Genomic DNA, 23,154 nt, shown 5'->3' with positions numbered 1-23,154 from the left:
ATAATAGATTGAGGAGTTTTAAATGAAGAAGACTGTTTGTGAGTTATTTGCAGGAGTAGGTGGATTCCGTTGTGGATTGAACCATATAAAGACGTTAGAGGATGTAAATAAAAAAGAAAAATGGGATACTGTCTGGTTCAATCAGTGGGAACCAGCAGAGAAGAAAACGCAGTATGCACATGATTGTTATGTGTATCGATTCGGCACTAGATATGATGTGAATGGGAACGATACCACAAACGTCGATATAGAAGAGGTAGATAAGTCATCTATTCCTGATTTTAATCTTCTGGTAGGTGGATTTCCTTGCCAAGATTATTCGGTGGCTTCATCATTAGCTACATCAAAGGGACTAGAAGGAAAAAAGGGTGTCTTATGGTGGTCTATACGAGACACTATAGAAGCTAAACAGCCTCCATTTATATTGCTTGAAAATGTTGATAGACTATTAAAGTCTCCAGCAAAACAGAGAGGAAGAGACTTTGGAATTATTTTGACTTGCTTTAGGGATCAGGGATATACGGTCGAATGGCGTGTGATCAATGCGGCAGATTATGGATATCAACAGCGCAGAAGACGTACATTTATTTTTGCTTATAGGGATGATATGAAATACTGCGCTACGATTCAAGAAAAAGTTGGATATAAGTATAGTGACAATTTAGAAACACAGAGAATAAGTATGGGTAAAGTTTTGTTGAAGGACGGATTCTTTGCTGAAACATTTCCTGTTAATGATGTTGATAATAAGAAAATTTTAATAACGAAACTTCCAGAGGGGATAGGTGAGTTATCTGAGAGTTTTAGTTTCGGATTTGAAAATACAGGGATCATGAAAGATGGAGTTGTATATAGTATTAAGACGACACCCAAGTATGATGGCACACAGATAACATTAGGAGACATTATGGAATCAGGAGATGTGGATGAATCTTATTTTATCTCAGAAGAGAAGCTTTATTATACGGATCCCTTTGTTACGAGATGTGATGAAACAAAGGGAAAACTACCTAAAGAAGATCGTCAAACATGGCAGTATATAAAGGGAGGGAAAAAGCTTTCTAGGATGGCGGCGAATGGTCATGAATATATCTTTTCTGAGGGAGCCATTGCGATGCTGGATAGTTATGATAAACCTGCCCGTACCATGCTGACTTCAGAGGGTAGTTTTAGTAGGACAACACATATTGTAAAAGATAAAAAGACAGGAAAAATCCGATTGTTAACAGCTACGGAGACGGAACGTATCCAAGGATTTCCAACAGATCATACAAAATTTTGTTTGCTCAATGGAGAAATCGTAGAAATGCCACTTAAAAAGCGACGTTTTATGATGGGAAATGCATTGGTAGTTAATTTGATTGAGGATATGGAAAGAACCCTTGATGCTATTTTCGACCAGGAATAATTGCGTTTGGAAAAAGCACTTATGGGGAATCCTGTCCATGCAAAAGCCAGCTAAATAGGAACATAGAGAGCTTAACCTAACAAATTGCATCTGTAAATGACAAACGGTATAGAAGATTAAAATCTTATAAGAAAGGAAATGGAATATGAGTATCCATGAAATAAATCTGTTGGAAGAGATTCCACATTATACGACAGAGCAGATATATGATATTCTGATTCCTACCATAGGCAAAACTCTTGCAGAGGTGGATGTAAATCATGTTTTTGATAAGACAGTTACGAATTCCAAGGTAACGGGTATTGCCGGAGATGTAATTGAGCAGTCTGTGTTCGGCTATAAGGCAAATAATAAGCAAATACCTGATTTGAATGTGGATGATGAAGATGTAGAATTGAAGACTATCGGTATTCAGGAAAAATCGAGAGGTGTATGGAAAGCGAAAGAGCCTTGCAGTATTACAGCAGTATCTATATCTACGATAGAATTAGAGACTTTTGAAACATCTAAATTTTGGCATAAATCACAGAGAATCTTATTTGTTTATTATCATTATCTTTCAAAGATGACTATAAAAGCAGCAGAGTATAAAGATTTTCCATTAAAGAATTTTTATTTCTACAATTGTTCTGCGGATGATAAAGCGATCATTGCAAGTGATTGGCAAAAAGTACATGATTTTATTACTGATATTCATGAGAGATACTCAGAGGAAGAAATTAGGAAAGAAGAGTATCCGAATCTTTCTACAGTTGCGAATAAGCAATTGGAGTATTTGGATACTTCTCCGAAATATCCGAATTCTCCCAGGTTTCGTTTTAGAGCAAGGTTTGTAACGGTTATCGTACAGAGTTCCATAAACAATACATATGAACAATCTAACCGTCATTATCTGGGAATAAATGATGTCGAAAAGGAATGTAGGGAATACACTAGACGATATAGAGGAAAGACATTAAATGAGTTATGCCGTGAATTTGGTGTGGATAATAATCTAAGCTGTAAACAAGCAGGGGAAAAAATCATTGCAAAGATGTTTGGGGGAACTAGAAAGATTTCTCAGATTGAACAACTTGCGAAGTTGGGGTTACATGGACAGATTGTTGTTTTGAATAAGAACGGAGGAAGAACAGAAGATATGAAGTTGTCTGCATGTCCTTTGGATTTTTCTGATTTCCAAATTATTGACGGAGAAGAAAAAGTATTTGAAGACACAGATGTTTATAACTTCTTTAATGATTACAGATTGCTGTGTCCAGTTTTCCAGGAACATCCAAGAATATCAGTAAGTCCTAATAGGAAAATAATGAACACTGATGTGGTTTATGGTGATAATACTTTTGAGGGATTTAAAATTTTGGAACTGGGTTCAGATGAAATTATGTCATCGGTTAGAAAATCTTGGGAAGAAGCAAAACGTTTAGTACAGACAGGTGAATCAACAGTAACAGTTATGAGGAAGAAAGATGGTTCTATTCGGTATACACCGAAAACAGGTATTGAGATGATGGAAACAAATCTTCCCAAAGCATTGGATAATGTGATTTTTTTTCGCGGTACAGGCAGCGATGCAACAGATAAAGTGACCGTGAATGGTTTAAAAATACTCAGACAAAATTACTGGGTAAAAGGAACTTATGTGGTAGAGCAATTGAATAAATTAGGGTTTATAGGAGAATAAGAAAAAGAACAAATGAAAAAATGGAGATTTATTTCTAATCAAAATTCCACTATTGTTGGAATAAATGATGCAGGTATTGAAACTTTTACTGCAAATATCTATAGATCATTAGAAAGAGAAAGCATTCAGAATTCATTGGACGTTGTAGTTCCAAATACAAATAAACCTGTTTTAGTAGAATTTGTTAGTTTTGATATGCCAAGAGATTGCATACCAGATGTGGATGATTTTGAGAAATTTATTAAAAAGTGTAAAGAAAGCAATAAAGAGGAACCAGATGCTTTGAAATTTTTTCAATGTGCAGAAAATGTTATATGTCAACCAACGATAAAAGTTCTGCGCATAAGTGATCATAATACAATAGGTTTAACAGGAAGCGATACTTGCGGAAAAGGTACAAACTGGAGTCGGTTGGTAAAAGAAAGTGGTTCATCAAATAAGGGGAAAAGTTCAGGTGGTAGTTTTGGTATTGGAAAAGCAGCAGCATTTGCGTGTTCTGATTTGCGAACAGTTTTTTATTCATCGTTAGATATAAATGATAGAGTTTCAAATTTTGGAGTTGCAAAATTGATTTCATTTGAGGATAAGACTATTGGAGGATGGACAACGGGTGTAGGATATTATTCAGAAGATGATAGTTTTATGGCAATCCCCGAGTTAGCCGATTTTGATAAGACATATAAAAGAACTGATTCGGGAACAGATATATATATATTTGGAATGCATCAGACTGAAGAATTTAAAAAGATTTTTATTCGTGCTGTACTGATGGATTTCCTTGTTTCATTAGTTAAAGGAAAATTGGTTGTAAATATACAAGGGGAGATTATAGATAAAAAGAGTGTACATAAATATATGGCACAGCTAAATCCATATGATGGAGAAGATGTAAAGGATTTACTTCAGTATTATCATTTATTAACATCAGCGGATCCAAAGATAAAGAAAATTTCTTTAGATGCTGAGGTTTATGGAAAAAAATATGGATTTAGAGATGGTGAGTGCACTCTATATTTGCAGGAAGAAGGAAATAATATGAATGAAGCATTTAAAAATATGGAAGTTCCATCACATGATGCCTGGGAACCTGGAAGATGTCGTGGAGAAGAGAAAAAATATAATAATATTTTAAATGATTTCAGAAAGTATATTCGTGAAACTGTTAAAAAATGTTATGGAAAAGTAAGTTCTAATTCAATGGATGCAATAGGCTCAAGTGATTTTTTGCCTGATACAAAGGAATCTGAGAATAATGAGAAAGTTAGTAAGAATGAACTTAGCACGTTGATTAAAAATTTAATAGGTAAATCTGTGGCACCAGTAAAAAATAAATCTAAAATGGTAGAAGTTAAGGAAAGCGATGAAAAAACAGATATTGGAGGTGGACACGAACCAAGAAATGATTATACTCCAACCCCAAATCCGAATCCATATCCGGGGCAAGTTACCAAACCTAGACTTGATAGAAATGAAAAGAAAACAGGATATATAAAAATAGATATAAAGAAAAGATTGATATGTTCTGATGTTAAAAATGGAAAATATATATTGAACTTTAATGTACCGTCAACTGCACCACAAGGAAAATTAGAGTTTTCATTATCTGGAGAACAAAGTGATTTTGAGTTACCTATAATAAAAGCAATGATAGTAGAAAAAGAGTGTAGTGCGGAGGTGGATTCTATTATATATAATATTATTTATCTTCGTAAAATGATAAAAAATGAAAAATTAAAGATTGAGGTAGAAGTTTCTTTTGATAGATATTGTATGATGGAGGTGGATTATTATGCGAATAAAAAATAGATTAACTCCATATCCAATTCTGAATGACCTTGGAGATGATTATATTGATTCATCGTTTAGGGTAGAATATGAGGTGAAAACACAGTTTAGGGAAATATGGTAAATTATCTTTTGAATTGAATAATGATGAAATACAGAAGTTAATATCAGAAGAAAAAGCTGAGTTTCTCGTACATGTTGAATGTCCTTCTACTTGTTATAGAGAGGTTTTTTTTTCACTTGAGCCAGAAATTGAGTTTAAGTTGGACGCAGAGTTTCTTTCAAAAGTAATTGAAATTAGATCATTTATTGTCCTTAAAGAAGATGTGTTCTAGAAAGACAATTCATAAAACAACTTCTCTTTATTCCCCCTAGAAAAGCTTTAGAAACAAAGTATGGCGTGATTAAAAATATATAAGTATTAACAAAGTTTTTACTAATTATACATAATGTGAGAAAATGTCTATAATTAGTATAAAGTTCTTCTACATAAGTTAACGGTGCGCTATCAAATATAGAAAAATATACAAAACTATAAAAAGTCCATAAAATCAAAGATATAAGGAGTTAAGAAACAATGATAAAAAACCTATTCGTCTGCCACGGCAGTATCTTGAAATATTCCCTAAGAGCCTGTAAAATCAATGATTTCATGGCAGGATAAGGCGCGTACTATACCACTACTACACCATTTTTGAAAGAGCCTTGAAATGACAAATAGAAAATTCAACATAAATTTTTGAAAATATAGTATTATTCATAAAGTTTTGGTATGATGTGAATTGGGCAGGCGTTGTCTGCCCAATTTGAATGAAGGTGTATTTATGGCAGAAAGCCCAAATATTGAATGGAAAGAATCATTTTGGGACGATTGATTAGATTCTGCATTTATGACAATATATACATGAAATTTACAATTAAAGGTGAGGATGTAAATATGAAGGAATACAAATATATAAGTTTATTCTCAGGAGGTGGAATTGGAGATATTGGATTTAGAAATGCGGACTATATTCCAATTGTAATGAATGAGTTAGAAGAAAATAGAGCTGAAATTATTAAAAATAATTATCCTGATTCAGATGTAATAGTAGGAGATATAGCAACACATTTGGAAGAAATATATGAAAAGGCACTGAAAAAACTTAACGGTGAAAGACTATTTATGTTGGTAGCTACACCACCTTGTCAAGGAATGTCAAAGAATGGTATTGGATCTATAAAAAAGGCTATAAGGGAGGGCAAAAGAAAAAAGATAGATGAAAGAAATTATTTGTATAGATATGCGTTGGTGTTATTGCAACGTTTTAGACCTAAATTTTTCGTATGGGAGAATGTGGATAGAATGTTCAATACATTGTTGCTGAATGAAGATGGAAAAGAGGTTTTGTTTGTAGATGAATTTAAAATTCAGTTAGAAAAAAGGGGATATATTGGCAAGTTTGAAGTTCATAATATGGCCGAATATGGAATTCCACAGAATAGAAGAAGAACTATAGGAGTATTTGTTGATAAGGAATTAATGGGTGAAGCATTTGATGTCAATAAGTTGTTTCCTCAAGCTATATTAGATAAAGTTAATTTTAAAACAGTAGGAGAAACCATTGGACAGTTGCCTGCATTGGATAGTGTTGATAAAAAAATGGCTAAATCTGATTTTCATCCATTACATTTTGTCCCAGTTTCAAGACCTGAATTATATTATTGGATTTCGAATACAAAACCTAATTGTAGTGCATTTGATAATAATGAATGTCCAGAATGCCATTATATATCAGAAAAAGAGGATGTGTTTTGTAAGCAATGCGGAAAATTATTACCAAAACCAACGGTAGAAAAAGATGGAGAATATAGATTAATTAAAGGTTTTGTGTCTACATATAAAAGAATGAGTGCAGATGAGCCTGCACCAACAATAACAACACGTTCTGCATATGCCTGTTCTGACAAAAATATTCATCCTACACAAAACAGAGTATTGTCATTATATGAGGTGGCATTGCTTTTTGGAATAAATCCAAATGAATATAAGTGGACGGTAAGAAAAAATGGAAAAGAAATATATGCAAGTGCTATGTTGCTAAGAGATATATTAGGAGAACCTGTAACGCCAGTATATACTAAACTTTTGGGAGAGAATTTAAAGCGAATAGAGGAAATGCCAAAATAGACATTTCCTCCTGATTGCTATCTTATTTTGCAACAATTTTGAAAAGATAAGAATATTTTTGCCAATAAATTGGGGTGTCAGATAGAATCGCAAACCAACCGGCTCCCATTTTAGTTTTCCCAGAGGCTTTCATACCACAGACTTTTGTATTACGCCCTTCAGTTCCACTAATATCGCCCCAGTCTGAAACACAAAGTTCATCACTATAGAATGTAGCAGAAATAACTGGCTTATAGCCGGAAGGTGTGCGTATGTAGTCAAAAGTAATGCCAAAAAGTTCATTAACTTCTTGGTGGTGTGCTTGCCAAGTGACGTTTGATATATAATCAATTCGGGGTGCTGCTTTATTTATATTAACATCTTTGGGTACACCGCCAATTGTACATTTGACTTCAAGACCTATAGGATAGTTGCGAAGTTGCTCTTCGGTTGAGCCAACAGCCTTATGAGGAACAATATCGGGATGTCCTTTTTCAATAGGGTTCACGATTGCGGCACCATCAGTTGTGAGTGCAATATTTTCGCATAGAATGCAACCAATCATTGCACTAGTTGTTTTATAATCGATGCTACGAAAAAGTGAAGCGGGTAATTTTTCTAATACATCATTTGTATTGTGGATCGCGGTCATAACATTGTTAGTTGTGAGGGGAAAGCCACAATTAAAGTGAATATTGTGATTAATTATATAGCTATGCATAATAAACCTCCTTAGTATACTATAAAATTGTGTCTATTGTTTCAAATAGCTGTGAAAGAGAAATATTCAAACCATTTGCAATTTTTTCAATATTCTGCAAAGAAATATTGCGTTTGCCAGATTCTACAGATGCATAATAAGTTCGATCCATCGAAATGCTTAGGGCAAATTTTTCTTGACTTAAGCCTAGTTGCTCGCGATACTTTTTCACAGCTAATCCAAATTTTTTCTTAATCATTGCAAATACCTCCGCAATTAATTTTAGAAGGAATGCGCATATGGGGCAACGGATTATGAGTAACAACCGACAAAAAGGAAGGCAGTTGATAGATGATGGGGAGATTAATTCCTAAGAGGATGGAACTTGTTTTCCTACACGTTCAGAGATTTGGAAAATCATGGAGATGTTTCTTGTATTTATGGAAAAATGCTATGTATTTGTATCGGAGCAATTTTGATGGCGGCATTACCGAAAATAATTCAGAAAAGAGGGTAAGATGATGAGTATTCAGATTGAAGATTTGACAGTAACTTTTAAGAACGGTGTTACAGCAATTAACCATGCAGATTTAGAAATTCCCACTGGAATTTTTGGACTGTTGGGTGAAAACGGAGCAGGAAAGACGACTCTAATGAGGGTATTAGCTACGATTCTAAAACCGACGGGAGGCGTTGTCTCGTTGGATGGAATTCTGTACAGTGAAGGAAATTATGAGAAAATTCAAAGAAAAATTGGTTATCTACCGCAGGAAATCGACCTATATCCGACACTTACCGTCAGAGAGTGTCTAGAATACATGGGAAATTTATCTGGAATAGATAAAAGGGTGTGCAGAAAAAGGATTGACTATTATGGAATATAGGCGTGTGATTGTTCATGAGCAGGAAATCGCCCTGACTGTAAAAGAGTTCGACATCCTGGTCCTGCTCATTATGAATCCCGGACGGGTATTTACCTATGAGGTTATCATGGATTTGGTTTGGAACGAAGATTACACCTACTATTCTCGGAAAGCCATCAATAACCATGTAAGCAATCTGCGAAAAAAGCTAAAGACAGAACCGGGTGACCCTGATTATATCAAAAGCGTTACCGGTATCGGATATAAATTTGCACTGCCATAAAGCTGACGAACATTTTTAATAGTCCGTCAGTTCCACAATTACATTACTCTGCTGATACAGCCAGTCCATAAATTCTTTCGGGCTGGCTGTTCCTGCTTTTACAGCCTTTTTTCTCTGCAATGCTTCTTTCTTGAAGTCAGCAAAAGCAGCCTGTATTTTTTCCAGTCGGTCAGCAGGAAAGCCGGTGGTATTCTTTACCCGGTTGATTTTGTTGCGCCAGTTCTGGCACTCATTTTTATAGAGCAAATCATAATTGTTTTCTCTGGCTCTTTCGTCAAACTCCCGCTTGTTTTGAAGTGCCTGAGCCTTGCGGCACTTGTCGCTGCACAGCTCATACCGCTGGCTCTTTGCCAGAAAATATTTTCCACAAACCTTGCACTGCCGGAAGCACAGCCCCCAATCATTCAGCCGGTTCAGATAATAGGTTATTAGCGGATAGAGGGACGCATAGGCAGACACACATTCCTCTGTACGCCGGTTGTCCGGGAACCAGAGGTCAAGCCGAGTATCTTCGGACGGTGCGCCTTTGAAATAAAGGCTGCCAGCCTGAAAGCGTTTCGGTTTTCCTGTCTCTTTATCAAAGCTCATGGCTCCGTCATGGAATGCCCCGGTCAGGCTGCTCATTTTATCCATGAAGCGGTCACAGACAGCGTTACGGTCACGGGGTTCTCTGGCAAGCAGATAGCTGTTCCAGATGCGGAACGCCACATACATTTTCAGAGGGTCATTGCTAAGATATTTGCCCCAAAGAAATTCACTTGCTGCCTGTTCCAGCTCCGGCTGTTTCCAGCGGTCGGAATGGAGGGCTTGCCGCAGCGGAGAAAGCCCATATAAGTTCCATTCCCTGTCCGTGTCCTGCTCAAAGTTTATCAGAAAAGTTCCCAGCGGACGTGTCACATCACAAAGCACCTCTACATATTCGCTCCCGTCCAGCCGGAAGCGAATATGCTGTTCTTCTCCAATCAAAATTCGTTCTTTCATTTTCTTTCTGTCCAGCGTTAGGACAAACAAAATCCTCTCAAAACACGGTTCATGCCGCACAAACTGGTTTTCCATTCCTATCCCCTGCCTTTGATTATGGTAATTATATAATTTAGTAATATCAGTTACACTCATAGTATCGTATAAGTATTGTTTTGTCAAGGATAGTTCGCTATGATGATTGCAGTTGGTAATTCCTCATTTTAACTTATTTGATTTATAGGAGGAACAGAATGAACGATAAAAAGAGACTGAGCAGCAATGACGATTTGCCGCTGGTTTTGGATGTGGCAGACCGCCGATGAGCTACTTGCCGGTGTGGAGCATACGGAAACCAAAGCGGAACAGGCGGAAAAGCTGATACTTGACCTGCTGGCAGACGGAAAGCAGATGTTAAGCGCAGACATAGACAAAGCGGCAGCCCAGCGTGGCATTTCTGCCCGGACAGTCCGAACCGCAAAGCAAAGTTTGGGAAACAAACTGATTTCCGAGCGGAGCGGTACACAATGGCTGCTGTCGCTGAAAACAGAATGAAGTGGCAAAGAACATCCAAGTGGCAGGATTTTTATAGATTGCCAGTCTTGCCACTTCGCCACTTGAACCGAATACACAACGAATTTTTCATTCCGGCAGGGTTGCTCCCGCCGGATAAACTATTTTAGGAGGTAACTGCCTATGAAGGAAATTCCCATTTGGGAGAAAAGTAATTTAACGCTGGAAGAAGCCGCGGCTTATTCCGGTGTGGGAATCAATAAGCTAGAGATATAACCAATGATGATAACTGCAAGTTTGTCTTGTGGGTTGGAAATAAGAGATTGATTAAGCGGCACCTGTTCGACCAGTACATCGAGCAGGCGTATTCAATTTAATGCTATCTAATGCAAATAAGTGATGTAAAAGGCGGCTTTGATGTGATACAATAAATGTGTCATATCAAGGCTCTTTCCATCACGGAAAGGAGTTTGACAATGTCCGAGAAACGAAAAGACAATAAAGGAAGAATCCTGCGGACAGGAGAGAGCCAGAGAAAAGACCTGATTTATCAGTACCGATACACAGACATTCATGGAAAACGACAGACCATTTATTCTTCTGATCTGAAAGAACTGCGGGAGAAAGAAAAAGAAATCCAAAAGCAGCTTGATGATGGAATTAACTATGCGGCAGGCAAGATTACTGTGATTGCCCTTTTGGAACGCTATATCAGCTTAAAACAGGGTGTACGCTACAATACCAAAGTCGGCTATAATTTTGTCCTAAATCTGATTAAGAAAGAAGATTTCGGCTATCGTCAGATAGGGGACATCAAGGTATCAGATGCCCAACGGTGGATTATGAAGCTTCATAATGATGGAAAAGGGTACAGCACGATTACAAGTGTCAGGGGTGTTGTCAAACCCGCTTTTCAGATGGCATACAATGGGGACATTATCCGCAGGAATCCCTTTGATTTCAAGTTAGTAGATGTCGTTCCGAACGATTCGCAGAAACGGATTGCCATGACAGAGGAGCAGCAGAAGATTTGGATGGATTTTATCCGGGAAGATAAGACCTATACAAAATACTATGATGAATTTGTTGTACTGTTGGGAACTGGTATGCGTGTCAGCGAATTTTGTGGCTTGACAAAGGGGGATTTGGATTTTGAAAACCGAAGAATCCGGGTAGATCACCAGCTTGTCCGGGAACGGGGCGGAAAATATTACGTTGAGAAAACTAAGACGGAATGTGGATGCCGTTTTATTCCTATGACAGAAGAAGTTTATGAAAGTCTGAAAAATATTCTTGCCAATCGCCGGAAAATAAAGACGGAGATGATTGTAGACGGTTATAGAGGTTTTCTTCTGATTGACAAAGATGAACACCCGAAAGTTGCTCTGCATATCGAAAATGAAATGCGTTGGGCGATGAAGAAATATAAGAAGCTGCATCCAGAGAATCCGTTGCCCCATATCACTCCCCATGTGTTCCGCCATACCTTTTGCACCAACATGGCAAACTCCGGTATGGATATAAAGACCTTGCAATATGTAATGGGACACTCTGATGTGGGAGTGACGCTGAATGTCTACACTCATGCAAGCTATGACCGGGCGGCGGAACAGATGGCAAAAGTTATCGGCTTTAAGGTAACTGATGTGCGGGAAAAGCAGAGAAAATCAGGTTAAAAATACACCGGTCTACTATACCACTTACTACACCATTTGCCCGTAAATTTGCGTAGATTTATATAGATTTGCGTGAGTTTGGAGTAAAAAACAAAAAATGAGAAAAGCGCCAGAAAGCCAGTAATATCAAGGTTTGAGGGCTTATGAAGGGATATAAAAGATATGATTAAAATATTATTCGTCTGCCACGGCAGGAGTTGTATTTCTCGATAAAGCTCCTTAACTTATATGGGTTTATTAAAGATAGTATCAAATTTTACAACAGTTTTACAACTTTTGAATGAATCCCTGATATGGCAAGAAGAATATAAATGAAAGCCCGAAAAGAGTGATTGAACAGTAGCTTGATTAAGGAGCGGTTAGAAATAATATGTTCCACATTTGACTAAAAATTGACTTTTATATGTTATAAGTCCTATATAGTCGAATTGTCAAATAAGGAGTGAATGTAGTGGGTGAAAGATATAAAATACTAGTCGTGGATGATGAACAATCTATACTGGATATGTTAAAGTTACAATTAGAGCTGGAAGGTTACATTGTCTATTCCGCTATCAATGCAAAAGAGGCACTGGATAAAATATCTCATAGCCCAGATATTATTTTATTAGACATTAACATGGCGGGCATGAACGGATTTGATTTATGCTCATCTATTCGGAATTTTGTATCATGCCCTATACTCTTTCTCACTGCAAGGGTATCCGAACAGGACAAGATAAACGGGCTTATGGTTGGTGGAGATGATTATATTACAAAGCCTTTTTCTATAAATGAATTATTAGCAAGAATTTCAGCGCATTTACGGCGTGAAAAAAGAAATCATAATAAGACGAAAGGTAAATTTTCAGAAGAGTTGATGATTGATTACTCAGATAGAAGCCTCTTTATTAAAGGCAATCGGGTTGAATTATCAAACAAAGAATTTGAAATTATAAAGTTATTGTCAACAAATGCAGGTCAGGTCTTTGACAGAGAAAAGATGTATGAAATCATCTGGGGCATTGATGGCAACGGTGACAGTACGGTTATCAAAGAGCATATACGAAAAATAAGATTGAAGTTTGCTGAATTTACAGATAAATCCTATATTTCTACAGTATGGGGAGTCGGGTATAAATGGATAAAATAAAAAAAGTATTTCAAAAAATGTCACTAAAAAAATCACTGGTGTTGTTAGCTCTGTTTTGTCTTGGTGTTGTTAGTGTATTTTCAATTATTACTATATTAACATTTTCAAATATCCGGCAGAAAATATTAGATGCCAGACCGATTGTAGTCACTGATTACACAAGTGAATATCAAACAAATAATGAGATTACCGTCATTCCACGAGAATATACACATGGTGAACTCTCAAAAGAAAACAAGATCTATTATTGGATCGTGACAATCCTTATGGCAGTATTACCTGTTCTCTATATCATAACCGCTTCTGTATTGGTTGCAAAATTGTATTACAAGTTAAAGTTACAAGCACCTCTTGAAAATCTAAAAAATGGGATATCTCATATTTCAGAACAAGACTTGGATTTTCAGCTACAATACACGTCTGATGATGAACTGGGTGAATTATGTGACACGTTTGAATATATGAAAAATGAGATTTATAAAAGTAATCGTATAACGTGGGATATGCTACAGGAAAGAAAGACTCTGACGGCTTCTATCTCTCATGATTTAAGAACGCCGATTACTGTAATCAACGGCTATCTGGATTATTTAAAGAAATCAATCGAGAGAGAGAGTCTTACAAGCGAAGTTTTACAAACAACAGTCAAAAACATGACAGGAGCAGTGAAAAGATTAGAAAGATATGTGGATTGTGTCAGAGATATACAGAAAATGGAAGATATTGAAATTAGAAAAGAATCTTATGATTTCAAAGAACTGATTACAGATATCACAAGAGAATTTTCTATACTTGCGACGGAACATAACAAACGGTTTGAAATACATGATTTATCTAAAACATTGCTCATTGAAACGGATAAGGATATGTTATTAAAAGTTATGGAAAACATTTTTGATAATGCACTCCGCTTTTCTGTTGATAAAATCATATTGACAATAGAGGAAACAAAAGATTGTTTTTCTTTTCAGGTACAAGACGATGGGATTGGATTTACAACGGAAGAACTAAATTTTGCGACTTCTTTCTTTTACAGTTCTCCTGCGAATGGCGGAAATTTTGGTATTGGGCTTTCTATCTGTAAAATACTTTGTGAAAAACTGGGAGGCGTTTTATATTTGGAAAATACCCCCAATCACGGTGCAAGCGTTACAATAAAAATAAAAAAATAGTTGGAACTTTTCTAAAAATTGACTTTCATATGAAATAATCTCCTTATAGAACATATAAGGAGGTTTTTTTATGGAAATCAAAATCAAACACTTGAATAAAAAATATGGAAAACAAAGTGTGTTAAAGGATATTTCATTACATATTCCAGTTGGTATGTATGGATTGTTAGGAGAAAATGGAGCTGGAAAAACAACACTGATGCGTATACTGGCAACTATGTTGAATCCATCATCAGGAACAATCCAAATGAATGGGATTGATATTAAAGACAAGAAAGAAGTTCGTAAAATGATAGGATATCTCCCACAAGAATTTTCGGTATATCCAAATATGAGCGTGTATTCTGCATTGGAGTATCTTGCTGTCTTATCAGAACTCCCCCAAAATATCCGCAGGCGGCGTATCAATGAGTTATTAAAACAAGTGCATTTAGAACAGGAAAAAAATAAACGATTCAAGAATTTATCTGGCGGTATGAAAAGGCGTTTTGGAATTGCACAGGCTTTGTTGAATAATCCCCAGATTTTAATTATCGATGAACCAACTGCTGGACTAGACCCCGAAGAAAGGTTACGTTTTTATAATCTTCTTTCTGAACTTGCTATGGACAGAATCATTTTAATATCAACGCATATAGCGGGCGATATAGAAGCGACCTGTTCTAATGTAGCGGTTTTATGTTCTGGAGAAGTGATCTTTGAGGGGCAGATTGGTAACTTGATAAAATTGGGAGAAAGAAAAGTATATACCACTACGCTTATGCAAAATGAATTAGAAAAGTTTAAGCAGATGTACCATATTATCAATGTTCATCAAAATGGAACGGATATATCCTGTAGATTTTTATGTGGTGGCACTCCGCAGAAAGATGGGGCTGCTTGTGAGCCTACGCTTGAGGACAGTTATATTTATTTGATATCGAATTATAAACAGGGGGTGAAATAAATGTATTTCTTAAAGGAATTGAAAAGAATTTGTTTCAGCGTTGTGTATCTCTTGTTTATTGGGCTTCTGCTGTTTAGCTGGCATGACAATTTCTATGGGGTAACAAATAAAGAAATATCTTCGTCTAAAGAAAGCGATACTTCTATTTATTCTGAAATAGCAGGTGGTTCTTTCTTGAAAAAACCAGAAAAAGGGGCAGAAAGTTATGGGATGAAAAAGAAAGAAGTACCAGAAAAAATTATGTGTGGCGGTACAGATATTTTAATAGTAGAGTATCTAAAAAATTCTTATTCCACCTACCCGTTTACTTACTACAAAGAGGTTGTTTTGAGCGACAAAGAACAAAAGGAAATTTTAGATATTATTACTGAGATAACAGGATTGAATGAACAGCAGATCAATCATCTTCCAGAAGATTACTTCCCAGCTGTAAATGGGAATATTATACATTTTGGAGAAAGTGTGAAACCGGATGGGAATGGAAGTTTTACTTTTAAAATGGGGGACAGTGACGGCATAGATACTGAACAGGATTACACAAAACAGTTCGTACCCCAAGTGTCTTATGAAAGATTTCAGAAGCTAATGGAGAAAGCAGAAAATATTATTGGGAGAGGTTCTAACTACTCCATGAAAAATCTGACACAATATTATGGTTTGTCTGAAATGACCTATGGGGAAGCAATGGATGAATACAACAAAACAATTTATGATGATAAAGTAAGTAATGCTTTTGCCAGATTATTTTGTGATTACATAACAAGAGCATTAGGGCTGTTCCCTGTTTTTGTAACTGTTATTTTCTGGTTAAAAGATAGAAGAAATCGCATGAATGAATTGATAGACTGTAAACCAACAGGAACAGCAAGATTTATTTCTATTCGGTTTTTAGCTTTGCTTACGGCTGTTATGTTACCAGTAGTTCTTTTGAGCTTTGAGTCCTTAATTCCATTAATGGGGTATTCAGCGGATACGGGTATTGCAATTGATCTGTTTGCCTTTTTAAAATATATGATATGGTGGCTGTTACCTACAGCAATGATTGTCACATCACTGGGAATGTTTTTCACGATTTTAACATCAACATCCGTCGCAATTTTAATACAATTTGTATGGTGGTTCGTTGACGGAACTGTTACAGGGCTATCCGGAGATACCAGTATCTTCACATTGATGATACGCCATAATGTATTAGGCGGCTCTGAAATAATAAGTCGGGATTTTACTCTTATTTGTTTGAATAGAGGTCTATATGCTATCGTTTCTCTGCTATTGGTAGGATTGTCCATTCTAATATATAACAAGAAAAGAGGTGGAGAATTAAATTATGAATATTTTCTGCAAAAACATTTTAGATTTTTTAAGAATAGATTTTTTTCTCACTTTCAAAAATAGTTTATTGCTGGGTATAGCCTATTTATTCATCATTCCGATCATAAGGGGTATTTCAAACTTAAATAACATACAGTCGGCGGAAGTGTTGGGGCAGTCTCTTGCTCTGGTTGGAGCGATTATTTTGATACCAGTAACAAAACGAGAATTAGAAACAGGTATCAAAGAAATTATTTATACAAAGTCATGGTCATATATGAAAAGTGTAAGCATTCGTCTGATATGCAGTATTCTATTGACCGCTTTTATGATTCTTGTAGTTGCTTTTGTAATGAAAACATATCACTGTGTATTTCCATTTTGGAAATACATTTCAGTAACAGTGATGTATGCTGTTTTTATGGGGCTTCTGGCGCTTGTTTTTTCACAGGCAGGAAATAGTGACGTTATTGGGTATTTGTCTGTTTTGGGTTATTGGACGTTTTGTCAACTTGAAATTATTAGTGAGAGCAGCGTCCTCTATATATTCCCTATTATCGATGGTACTGTTGGAATTTCCAAATTGATAACACTGTTCAGTATAACGATAAGTCTATTAGTGCTTTTTGTTTTTCAGATAAAATGTTTGGGAAATAGGGTATAAAAGAGAGAGAATATAATGAATTTTTCGCAAAATAAATCATAATGAGAAAATAATAATTGTAGAATTTACAGATAAAGAAGAACAGATTTTTCAAAAAACACTTGAATGGCTAACTACAGAAACTGTAATTAAACCTAGAATGATAACAACAGATGCAAATGAAATTCAAGTCAATCCATACACAAGAACTTTCAAAGATTGTTCGGGGACACCATTGTACTTAACCGCTAAAGAGTTTGACCTGTTATATTTCCTATATTCCCATAAAGGGCAAGTATTTACCAAGGAACAGCTCTATGACAATGTGTGGGGGAATGATTATATTACAGATACAAGGAATCTAACCTCATTCATCAGAAAGTTACGAAAAAAAATTGAGCCTAATCCTGACAGACCAATTTACATACTAACTGTTTGGGGTGTTGGTTATAAATTCAATGAAGATAGGTCTTAACTCTGCCAAAATGAAAACAAGATAGAATCATAATGAAAAGGGGGTGATATAAATGGGAAAAATGCTCGTAATTTCATTTAAGGACGACAACGATGAAAAGGTATTCCATGAAGTTGTTAATCTGCTGGAACAGTATGAATTTCAAGATATGAAAGAAATTAAATATCAGCCTGTTCTTACTTTTGATAACTTTGTGGTTGATCCACAGGAGTTATCTGTAAAAAAGGACGGCAGGCTTTTAGATTTCAATTACAGAGAATTTAGTCTGCTCTATCTCCTAGCCAGCCATAAAGGTATGGTATTCAAATATGACTATCTGTATGAAATTTTATGGGGTGACCATTACATACAGGAAACCAACAGTAATATTACTTCTTTGGTAAGCGGAGTGAGGACAATGATAGAAAAGGACACGAAACATCCCCGATATATTTTGACTGTCCGTGGTATTGGTTATCGATTTAATGCCAGTTATTCAGAGAGTACATAAAGATTGCCTGGCATATCAGGGAAAGACACGACTGGCGGGTTTTGCGGTCACAAACCGCAAGTTCCGCCTTTTCGTGCGGGCTTGCCTCGCACGACAGCCCCCGGTATCTAACAGGGGGGCACTAGGAAACTGGAAGCAAGAAACAGTAAGTACAAAATCCCTTGAATTTACGGGGCAAAATGCTATTTTAGATGATGAAAATGGGTGTGAACTGATACTGTTGAGTTGACACCTGTTTTTTATTCAAACTTACACGTTGATGATAAATTAAAGTTTTGCTGCTAAACTACAGCATACATTTCCTTTATCTGCTTGATTACCAAAGACTTGTCAGGGCATGGTTTGTCAAGGGCTTGTTGCTTTGCAATGCGCCGGAACCCTTGATAAACTATGAGCTGACGAGTACGCTCCTGCAAGCAGAAAAGAAATGACTTTAAGGTATGTTTATGATAAAATATGATTAATAAATAAATTAGAAATTTGGTAGTGCCTATTAGACAGCCATACGGGCATTACTGTTACTTTATTTAGAAGAAATAGAACGATGAAAAATTTTGAGTTTGTTTTGAATAAGAAATGATAATAAGAGGAGATACAAATATGGATACAAATACAACTTTAAGTAATATATTACAAGAAGAATTGTTATACTTTTATAATCATATACGCGACTATGATGAAAAACGGAATATTGATACAGCTATAGTTGATGATGTATATGCAAAAGTACTTGAATATGATATGTGCGTTGCACAAAAAGATGCAGTAATGAAGATTGGCGCTGCACTCAATAATTCTAACGGAACAGTAATTTTTGCTCCGACAAGAGATAAAACAACGTTAGTAGTTTTATCTAAGCAGGTGTTACCTAAAAAAGATTTGAACGATGTACATGGAACTGTATTACATGAGCTGACTCATGCACATGACTTTTATGATTATGCAGACTTTTTACAAATCAGTGATCATAATGCTCTTTTTAATTCGCAATATTATAACGCTTTTTTTACTGGACAGAATTTCATGCTCGGCGAATCGGATATAAAAGATTTATAGAATATAAATTCAGAAAAGGATGGAAACAATTTAAAAAATGCAGATATGAGTTTCTTGAAGGAATTAAGATGAACTTTTCAATTTGCAGTAATAAGGGGCGTTTATATGACTTTATGCAAGCAGCTGGTAGATACTATGCATTTATAGAATTATGCTCATCACATAATGAAAACTTTAAAGAAGATATCTTAGAAGGTAATATTGAAATCAGTTTAATTAATATATTAAATGAAGTATATCATTTCCTAGCTGTAAACAGTGAGTTTGGGCAGTTTATAAATAATATTACAACATTTGATGCTTTATTAAAAAGAATAGACTCAAAAGTAAGTGAATAAATATGTGTGATTAGTTACAACTATATAGTAGTTGTAAATTTGCATGAGGTAAATATTATGGAAGAATTATATCCGATCATGAAAAAGTTTGTAGAATCAAGTTGGAATCTAATAGCTGTTCCAGCACAACAATGGTTAGACAAAAAATCAAACAACAATGCTTAAGTATCAGCAATTAACCAGGCTGATAAAGAATGTGGAGGTTGTAGGTGTGAAGTAGACCCATTGTATAAAAGAGAATTGGAACTTGTTTAAGAATACCACAAATCTCCATGTGATGATAATAGTAAAATATATAATTTACAGGCATATGTCAAAACGGCATATGCTTTTTTAATTGGAGGAATACAGAATAAACGATATTGAATTTAAAGAACAACTTAGAAAAGAACGTCTGTCCTACGGAATTTCACAAGGTCGGCTAGCTTATCTGTCCGGCATTACAAAACAGTACCTCAATGAAATTGAAATAGGTAAATCCCATCCCAGCGACAGCCTAAAGGAAAAACTGCTTGCGACACTGAATCTGTTTGCCTATGATCCCCTTTTGTTCCTGCTGATTGACTATCTCCGTATCCGCTTCCCCACCATTGACGCAGAGGAAACCATAAGAAATATCCTACAAATCAAGCCGGACTATCTGCTTCATGAGGACTATGCCTTTTACGGTTACAAGGAACAGTATTCTTACGGAGATATTACTCTAATGGCTTCACAGGACGATACAAAAGGGCTTCTGCTGGAATTAAAGGGAAAGGGATGCCGACAATTGGAACCATTCCTACAGGCTCAAAACAGGGATTGGTATGACTTCCTGCAAGCCTGTATCAGTGCTGGCGGTATCATCAAACGGTTGGACTTAGCGGTCAATGATGTGGCGGGGTTATTGGATATCCCCCTGCTGATTGAGAAATGCAGTAACGGGGAGCTACTCACACATTCTCGCAAATGGGAAGCCATGCACGCTGGCGCACTCAGCAGTAAGGTAAAAAGAGACAGGGACAAAGGAAGCACCCTGTATATCGGTTCTCGGAGCAGTTCCCAGTATTTCTGCCTGTATCAAAAGGACAAAGAGCAGAAAAACAAGCACATTCAGACAGACATCAAGAACCGCTTTGAGATTCGCCTGACCGATAAGAAAGCGGAAAAGGCAGTCCGTGACCTGCTGGAAACACACAGTCCCGAACAGGTGGTGTTCACGATCATTAACAGGCAGATACGTTTTATTGCCTGTAAAACCGATTCCATAGACCCTATATGGGAATGGTTCGCCGGAAAGGACAGGAAGCCCATAGAGCTGGAAATGCGGGCAGAATCCTATACAATGGAGCGAACTGTGGAATGGCTGAAACGTCAGGCGGCACCCAGCCTTGTGACCATCCACAGGATAGAAGAACAAAACGGCACCCACCTGCTGGAATATATATTAAAACAGGCGAAACTAAAGGAAGCCCACAGAATACGAATAAGGCAGATGACAACTGCCGTAGAAGATATGATTGATACCGCTGTTCTACAAAAAGAGAATGACGGTATTTTCTAATTTCTTCCTATAGGATTGCCAAATGTGTACCTATAAATCGTATTAATAGCGGAAAAGGAAAGAAGAAAATTTACTTCAAAAATGCAACAAAATAACGTTCCATGGGAAGTTACGGTATGAAAAGGGTAAGTTCCTTTTCCTTGTTCTTTGATAATTAAATACAGCAGTCAGATACCTTTGACAGGCAGAGAGCCGTTGGAGTGATACGCCATGACCTTATCCCGGTAAGTGAGCGGTCCCCCCTATCACGTCCACAGGGAAATTTGTCTATTTCCCCGCCATGACCTGCCTTGTCAGATAATGATACTCCCGTACAGCCACAGTCCGAGCGTTAGAAGCGTCGCACACAATGGGTACGGCTGTATGAGAACCATACAGGGCTGAAATGCTGTGGGCTTTTGACGCAAGCCACCTGACTGCTTGAAAACTTAACCAAGAAAGGGGGTGTTTTATGAGTAACACAGATATTCCGGTATGGGAACGTTATACACTTTCCATTGAGGAAGCGTCAAAGTATTTTCGTATAGGTGAAAAGAAATTAAGAAAACTGGCGGAAGATCATCAAGGAGCAGGCTGGTTGATTATGAATGGAAACCGCATTCAAATAAAAAGAAAATTGTTTGAGAAAGTGATTGATGAGTTAGAGGTAATATAGTTGCAATTTTTGCTACAGACTCACTCTTAGGATATGGCGAATCCGCCCCGGTTATGGTATACTCTTTATGTCATATCGGGGCTCTTTCAGAAGTGGAAAGGAGCGTTTATGAGCGAAAAAAGACGGGATAGTAAAAACCGTGTTTTACGCAATGGAGAGAGCCAACGTAAAGACGGGCGTTATATGTATAAATATGTAGATAATGCAGGGAATACCAAATATGTATACAGTTGGAGGCTGGTCAAGACAGAATAACGTGCCACAGGGGGCAAAAGACGATATACCACTAAGGGACAAGGAGAAACAGATTCATAAGGATTTAGAAGATGATATTATTTCTTCTGGTGGTGATATGACGGTCTTAGAGCTGGTAAAAAAGTATGTGTCACAGAAAACAGGTGTCAGGCATAATACGGAAGCTAATTATAACTTTGTAATCAATATCATCAAGAAAGAAGCATTTGGGAAGAAACGGATTGATAAAGTAAAACTCTCAGATGCTAAAGGATGGCTTATTAAGTTACAAAGTGATGGCAGGGGATACAGCACCATACATACAGTCAGAGGTGTTGTAAGACCAGCGTTTCAGATGGCAGTGGATGATGATTTGATTCGTAAGAATCCTTTTGAATTTCAGCTTGCAACGGTTGTTGTCAATGATAGTGTGACAAGAGAAGCCATTACCAGAAAACAAGAACGAGCCTTTTTAGAATTTGTAAAGAATGATAAACACTTCTCAAAATATTATGAGGGTATTTACATTTTGTTCAAGACGGGACTTCGGATTTCTGAATTTGTAGGGCTGACAAAGGCAGACATTGATTTGAAAAAGGAAATTATCAATGTAAATCACCAGTTACAGCGTAAACGGAACATGGAGTATATCATAGAGGACACCAAAACAGACAGCGGGACGAGAATGATTCCAATGACGGATGAGGTCAAGGAATGTTTCAGAAAAATCATTGAGAACCGTAAAAATCCCAAAGTAGAACCTATGATTGACGGAAAAGCGGGCTTTCTGTATCTTGATAAAAACGGCATGCCAATGGTTGCATTGCATTGGGAGAAATATTTCCAGCATATCTGTGAAAAATATAATAAGATTTATAAAGTAGAAATGCCAAAAGTAACACCTCATGTATGCAGGCATACCTTTTGTTCCAATATGGCAAAGTCGGGTATGAATCCAAAAACATTGCAAAAGATTATGGGACATTCGGATATTGGGGTAACACTGAATACTTATACGCATTTAGACTTTGATGATATCCAACAAGAAATGAAAACGGTGTGCAGTCAGTCAGATATGCGTGAAAAGGCTTAAAGAATCTATTCTGAATGAGTTGTAAAGTTGTAAACAAGGAGTGGTTTT

Annotated in this window: 21 protein-coding genes and 3 pseudogenes; 21 read left to right on the top strand and 3 right to left on the bottom strand. The window is 36.5% G+C overall.

Translation table 11 applies throughout. The features are described 5' to 3' along the window. The first annotated feature begins 22 nt into the window (after positions 1-22). The 4 genes from dcm (at position 23) to A4V09_RS09130 (ending at position 7,044) form a co-directional block, all read left to right on the top strand. Positions 23-1,408 carry a DNA (cytosine-5-)-methyltransferase gene (gene dcm / locus A4V09_RS09145; RefSeq protein ID WP_065542068.1) on the top strand — a complete coding sequence of 462 codons (1,386 nt, stop codon included), beginning with the start codon at positions 23-25 and terminating at the stop codon, positions 1,406-1,408. A gap of 145 nt (positions 1,409-1,553) precedes the next feature. Next, positions 1,554-3,089 (top strand): MutH/Sau3AI family endonuclease, encoded by a 1,536-nt coding sequence (locus A4V09_RS09140; RefSeq protein WP_084043514.1) that lies wholly within the window; start codon positions 1,554-1,556, stop codon positions 3,087-3,089. A gap of 12 nt (positions 3,090-3,101) precedes the next feature. Continuing rightward, positions 3,102-4,895, top strand: a complete 1,794-nt coding sequence (locus A4V09_RS09135; protein ID WP_065542067.1) for a hypothetical protein — start codon at positions 3,102-3,104, stop codon at positions 4,893-4,895. A 916-nt stretch (positions 4,896-5,811) separates the two neighbouring features. After that, on the top strand, positions 5,812-7,044 hold the full coding sequence (locus A4V09_RS09130; protein ID WP_065542066.1) for a DNA cytosine methyltransferase: 1,233 nt from the start codon (positions 5,812-5,814) through the stop codon (positions 7,042-7,044). A 22-nt stretch (positions 7,045-7,066) separates the two neighbouring features. On the opposite strand, the gene A4V09_RS24875 is transcribed toward A4V09_RS09130, so the two are convergent. Both A4V09_RS24875 and A4V09_RS09120 read right to left on the bottom strand, forming a co-directional pair. Continuing rightward, on the bottom strand, positions 7,067-7,744 hold the full coding sequence (locus tag A4V09_RS24875) for a hypothetical protein (protein WP_198168579.1): 678 nt from the start codon (positions 7,742-7,744) through the stop codon (positions 7,067-7,069). A 19-nt stretch (positions 7,745-7,763) separates the two neighbouring features. Then, positions 7,764-7,982, bottom strand: coding sequence for a helix-turn-helix domain-containing protein (locus tag A4V09_RS09120; protein WP_065542065.1), 219 nt, complete (start codon positions 7,980-7,982; stop codon positions 7,764-7,766). A 262-nt stretch (positions 7,983-8,244) separates the two neighbouring features. Between A4V09_RS09120 and A4V09_RS09115 the strand changes: the two are divergent. Together A4V09_RS09115 and A4V09_RS09110 are read left to right on the top strand one after the other, a co-directional pair. Then, positions 8,245-8,598 (top strand): annotated as a pseudogene (locus A4V09_RS09115) (ATP-binding cassette domain-containing protein); the annotation flags it as partial. Then, positions 8,597-8,869 carry a winged helix-turn-helix domain-containing protein gene (locus A4V09_RS09110; RefSeq protein WP_084043511.1) on the top strand — a complete coding sequence of 91 codons (273 nt, stop codon included), beginning with the start codon at positions 8,597-8,599 and terminating at the stop codon, positions 8,867-8,869. The pseudogene A4V09_RS09115 and the gene A4V09_RS09110, both read left to right, overlap by 2 nt. Before the next feature lie 15 nt (positions 8,870-8,884). Here A4V09_RS09110 and A4V09_RS09105 read toward each other — a convergent pair whose 3' ends face one another. Then, the gene (locus A4V09_RS09105; protein WP_065542064.1) at positions 8,885-9,925 is read right to left on the bottom strand and encodes a DUF6076 domain-containing protein; all 1,041 of its coding nucleotides are present in this window, start codon (positions 9,923-9,925) and stop codon (positions 8,885-8,887) included. Between the two features lie 186 nt (positions 9,926-10,111). On the opposite strand from A4V09_RS09105, the gene A4V09_RS09100 reads away from it, so the two are divergent. The 15 genes and pseudogenes from A4V09_RS09100 (at position 10,112) to A4V09_RS09020 (ending at position 23,106) form a co-directional block, all read left to right on the top strand. Beyond that, positions 10,112-10,384 (top strand): helix-turn-helix domain-containing protein, encoded by a 273-nt coding sequence (locus A4V09_RS09100; RefSeq protein ID WP_065542063.1) that lies wholly within the window; start codon positions 10,112-10,114, stop codon positions 10,382-10,384. A 141-nt stretch (positions 10,385-10,525) separates the two neighbouring features. Next, entirely contained in the window at positions 10,526-10,618 is a 93-nt protein-coding gene (locus tag A4V09_RS26975; protein ID WP_330396540.1) for a MerR family transcriptional regulator, read from the top strand. Between the two features lie 200 nt (positions 10,619-10,818). Further along, positions 10,819-12,018: a site-specific integrase gene (locus A4V09_RS09090; protein WP_065542062.1), complete on the top strand. Its 1,200-nt coding sequence runs from the start codon at positions 10,819-10,821 to the stop codon at positions 12,016-12,018. A gap of 451 nt (positions 12,019-12,469) precedes the next feature. Further along, on the top strand, positions 12,470-13,150 hold the full coding sequence (locus A4V09_RS09085) for a response regulator transcription factor (RefSeq protein WP_065542061.1): 681 nt from the start codon (positions 12,470-12,472) through the stop codon (positions 13,148-13,150). Beyond that, a complete protein-coding gene (locus A4V09_RS09080) occupies positions 13,138-14,322 on the top strand; it encodes a HAMP domain-containing sensor histidine kinase (RefSeq protein WP_065542060.1) in 1,185 nt (394 codons plus the stop codon). The genes A4V09_RS09085 and A4V09_RS09080 overlap by 13 nt, the downstream gene beginning before the upstream one ends. A 70-nt stretch (positions 14,323-14,392) precedes the next feature. Next, positions 14,393-15,268, top strand: coding sequence for an ABC transporter ATP-binding protein (locus A4V09_RS09075; protein ID WP_065542059.1), 876 nt, complete (start codon positions 14,393-14,395; stop codon positions 15,266-15,268). Next, entirely contained in the window at positions 15,269-16,663 is a 1,395-nt protein-coding gene (locus A4V09_RS09070; RefSeq protein WP_065542058.1) for an ABC transporter permease, read from the top strand. After that, positions 16,596-17,243 carry a hypothetical protein gene (locus A4V09_RS09065; protein ID WP_065542057.1) on the top strand — a complete coding sequence of 216 codons (648 nt, stop codon included), beginning with the start codon at positions 16,596-16,598 and terminating at the stop codon, positions 17,241-17,243. The genes A4V09_RS09070 and A4V09_RS09065 overlap by 68 nt, the downstream gene beginning before the upstream one ends. A 205-nt stretch (positions 17,244-17,448) precedes the next feature. Then, positions 17,449-17,697 (top strand): annotated as a pseudogene (locus tag A4V09_RS09060) (winged helix-turn-helix domain-containing protein); the annotation flags it as partial. A gap of 52 nt (positions 17,698-17,749) precedes the next feature. Continuing rightward, positions 17,750-18,187: a winged helix-turn-helix domain-containing protein gene (locus A4V09_RS09055; protein ID WP_065542056.1), complete on the top strand. Its 438-nt coding sequence runs from the start codon at positions 17,750-17,752 to the stop codon at positions 18,185-18,187. Between the two features lie 600 nt (positions 18,188-18,787). Next, positions 18,788-19,243 carry a hypothetical protein gene (locus A4V09_RS09050; protein WP_065542055.1) on the top strand — a complete coding sequence of 152 codons (456 nt, stop codon included), beginning with the start codon at positions 18,788-18,790 and terminating at the stop codon, positions 19,241-19,243. Positions 19,244-19,311: 68 nt separating this feature from the next. Further along, positions 19,312-19,581, top strand: a complete 270-nt coding sequence (locus A4V09_RS09045) for a hypothetical protein (RefSeq protein WP_065542054.1) — start codon at positions 19,312-19,314, stop codon at positions 19,579-19,581. 337 nt (positions 19,582-19,918) lie between these two features. Beyond that, positions 19,919-21,124 carry an XRE family transcriptional regulator gene (locus tag A4V09_RS09035; protein ID WP_065542053.1) on the top strand — a complete coding sequence of 402 codons (1,206 nt, stop codon included), beginning with the start codon at positions 19,919-19,921 and terminating at the stop codon, positions 21,122-21,124. Between the two features lie 451 nt (positions 21,125-21,575). Then, positions 21,576-21,779 carry an excisionase gene (locus tag A4V09_RS09025; protein ID WP_065542052.1) on the top strand — a complete coding sequence of 68 codons (204 nt, stop codon included), beginning with the start codon at positions 21,576-21,578 and terminating at the stop codon, positions 21,777-21,779. A 108-nt stretch (positions 21,780-21,887) separates the two neighbouring features. Beyond that, a pseudogene (locus A4V09_RS09020) lies at positions 21,888-23,106 on the top strand (site-specific integrase). Positions 23,107-23,154 lie beyond the last annotated feature (48 nt).

This window comes from Blautia pseudococcoides, assembly GCF_001689125.2.
GTDB lineage: Bacteria > Bacillota > Clostridia > Lachnospirales > Lachnospiraceae > Blautia > Blautia pseudococcoides.
Note: the sequence above shows the minus strand (reverse complement) of the source record. Positions and strands in the feature narration are given on the sequence as shown.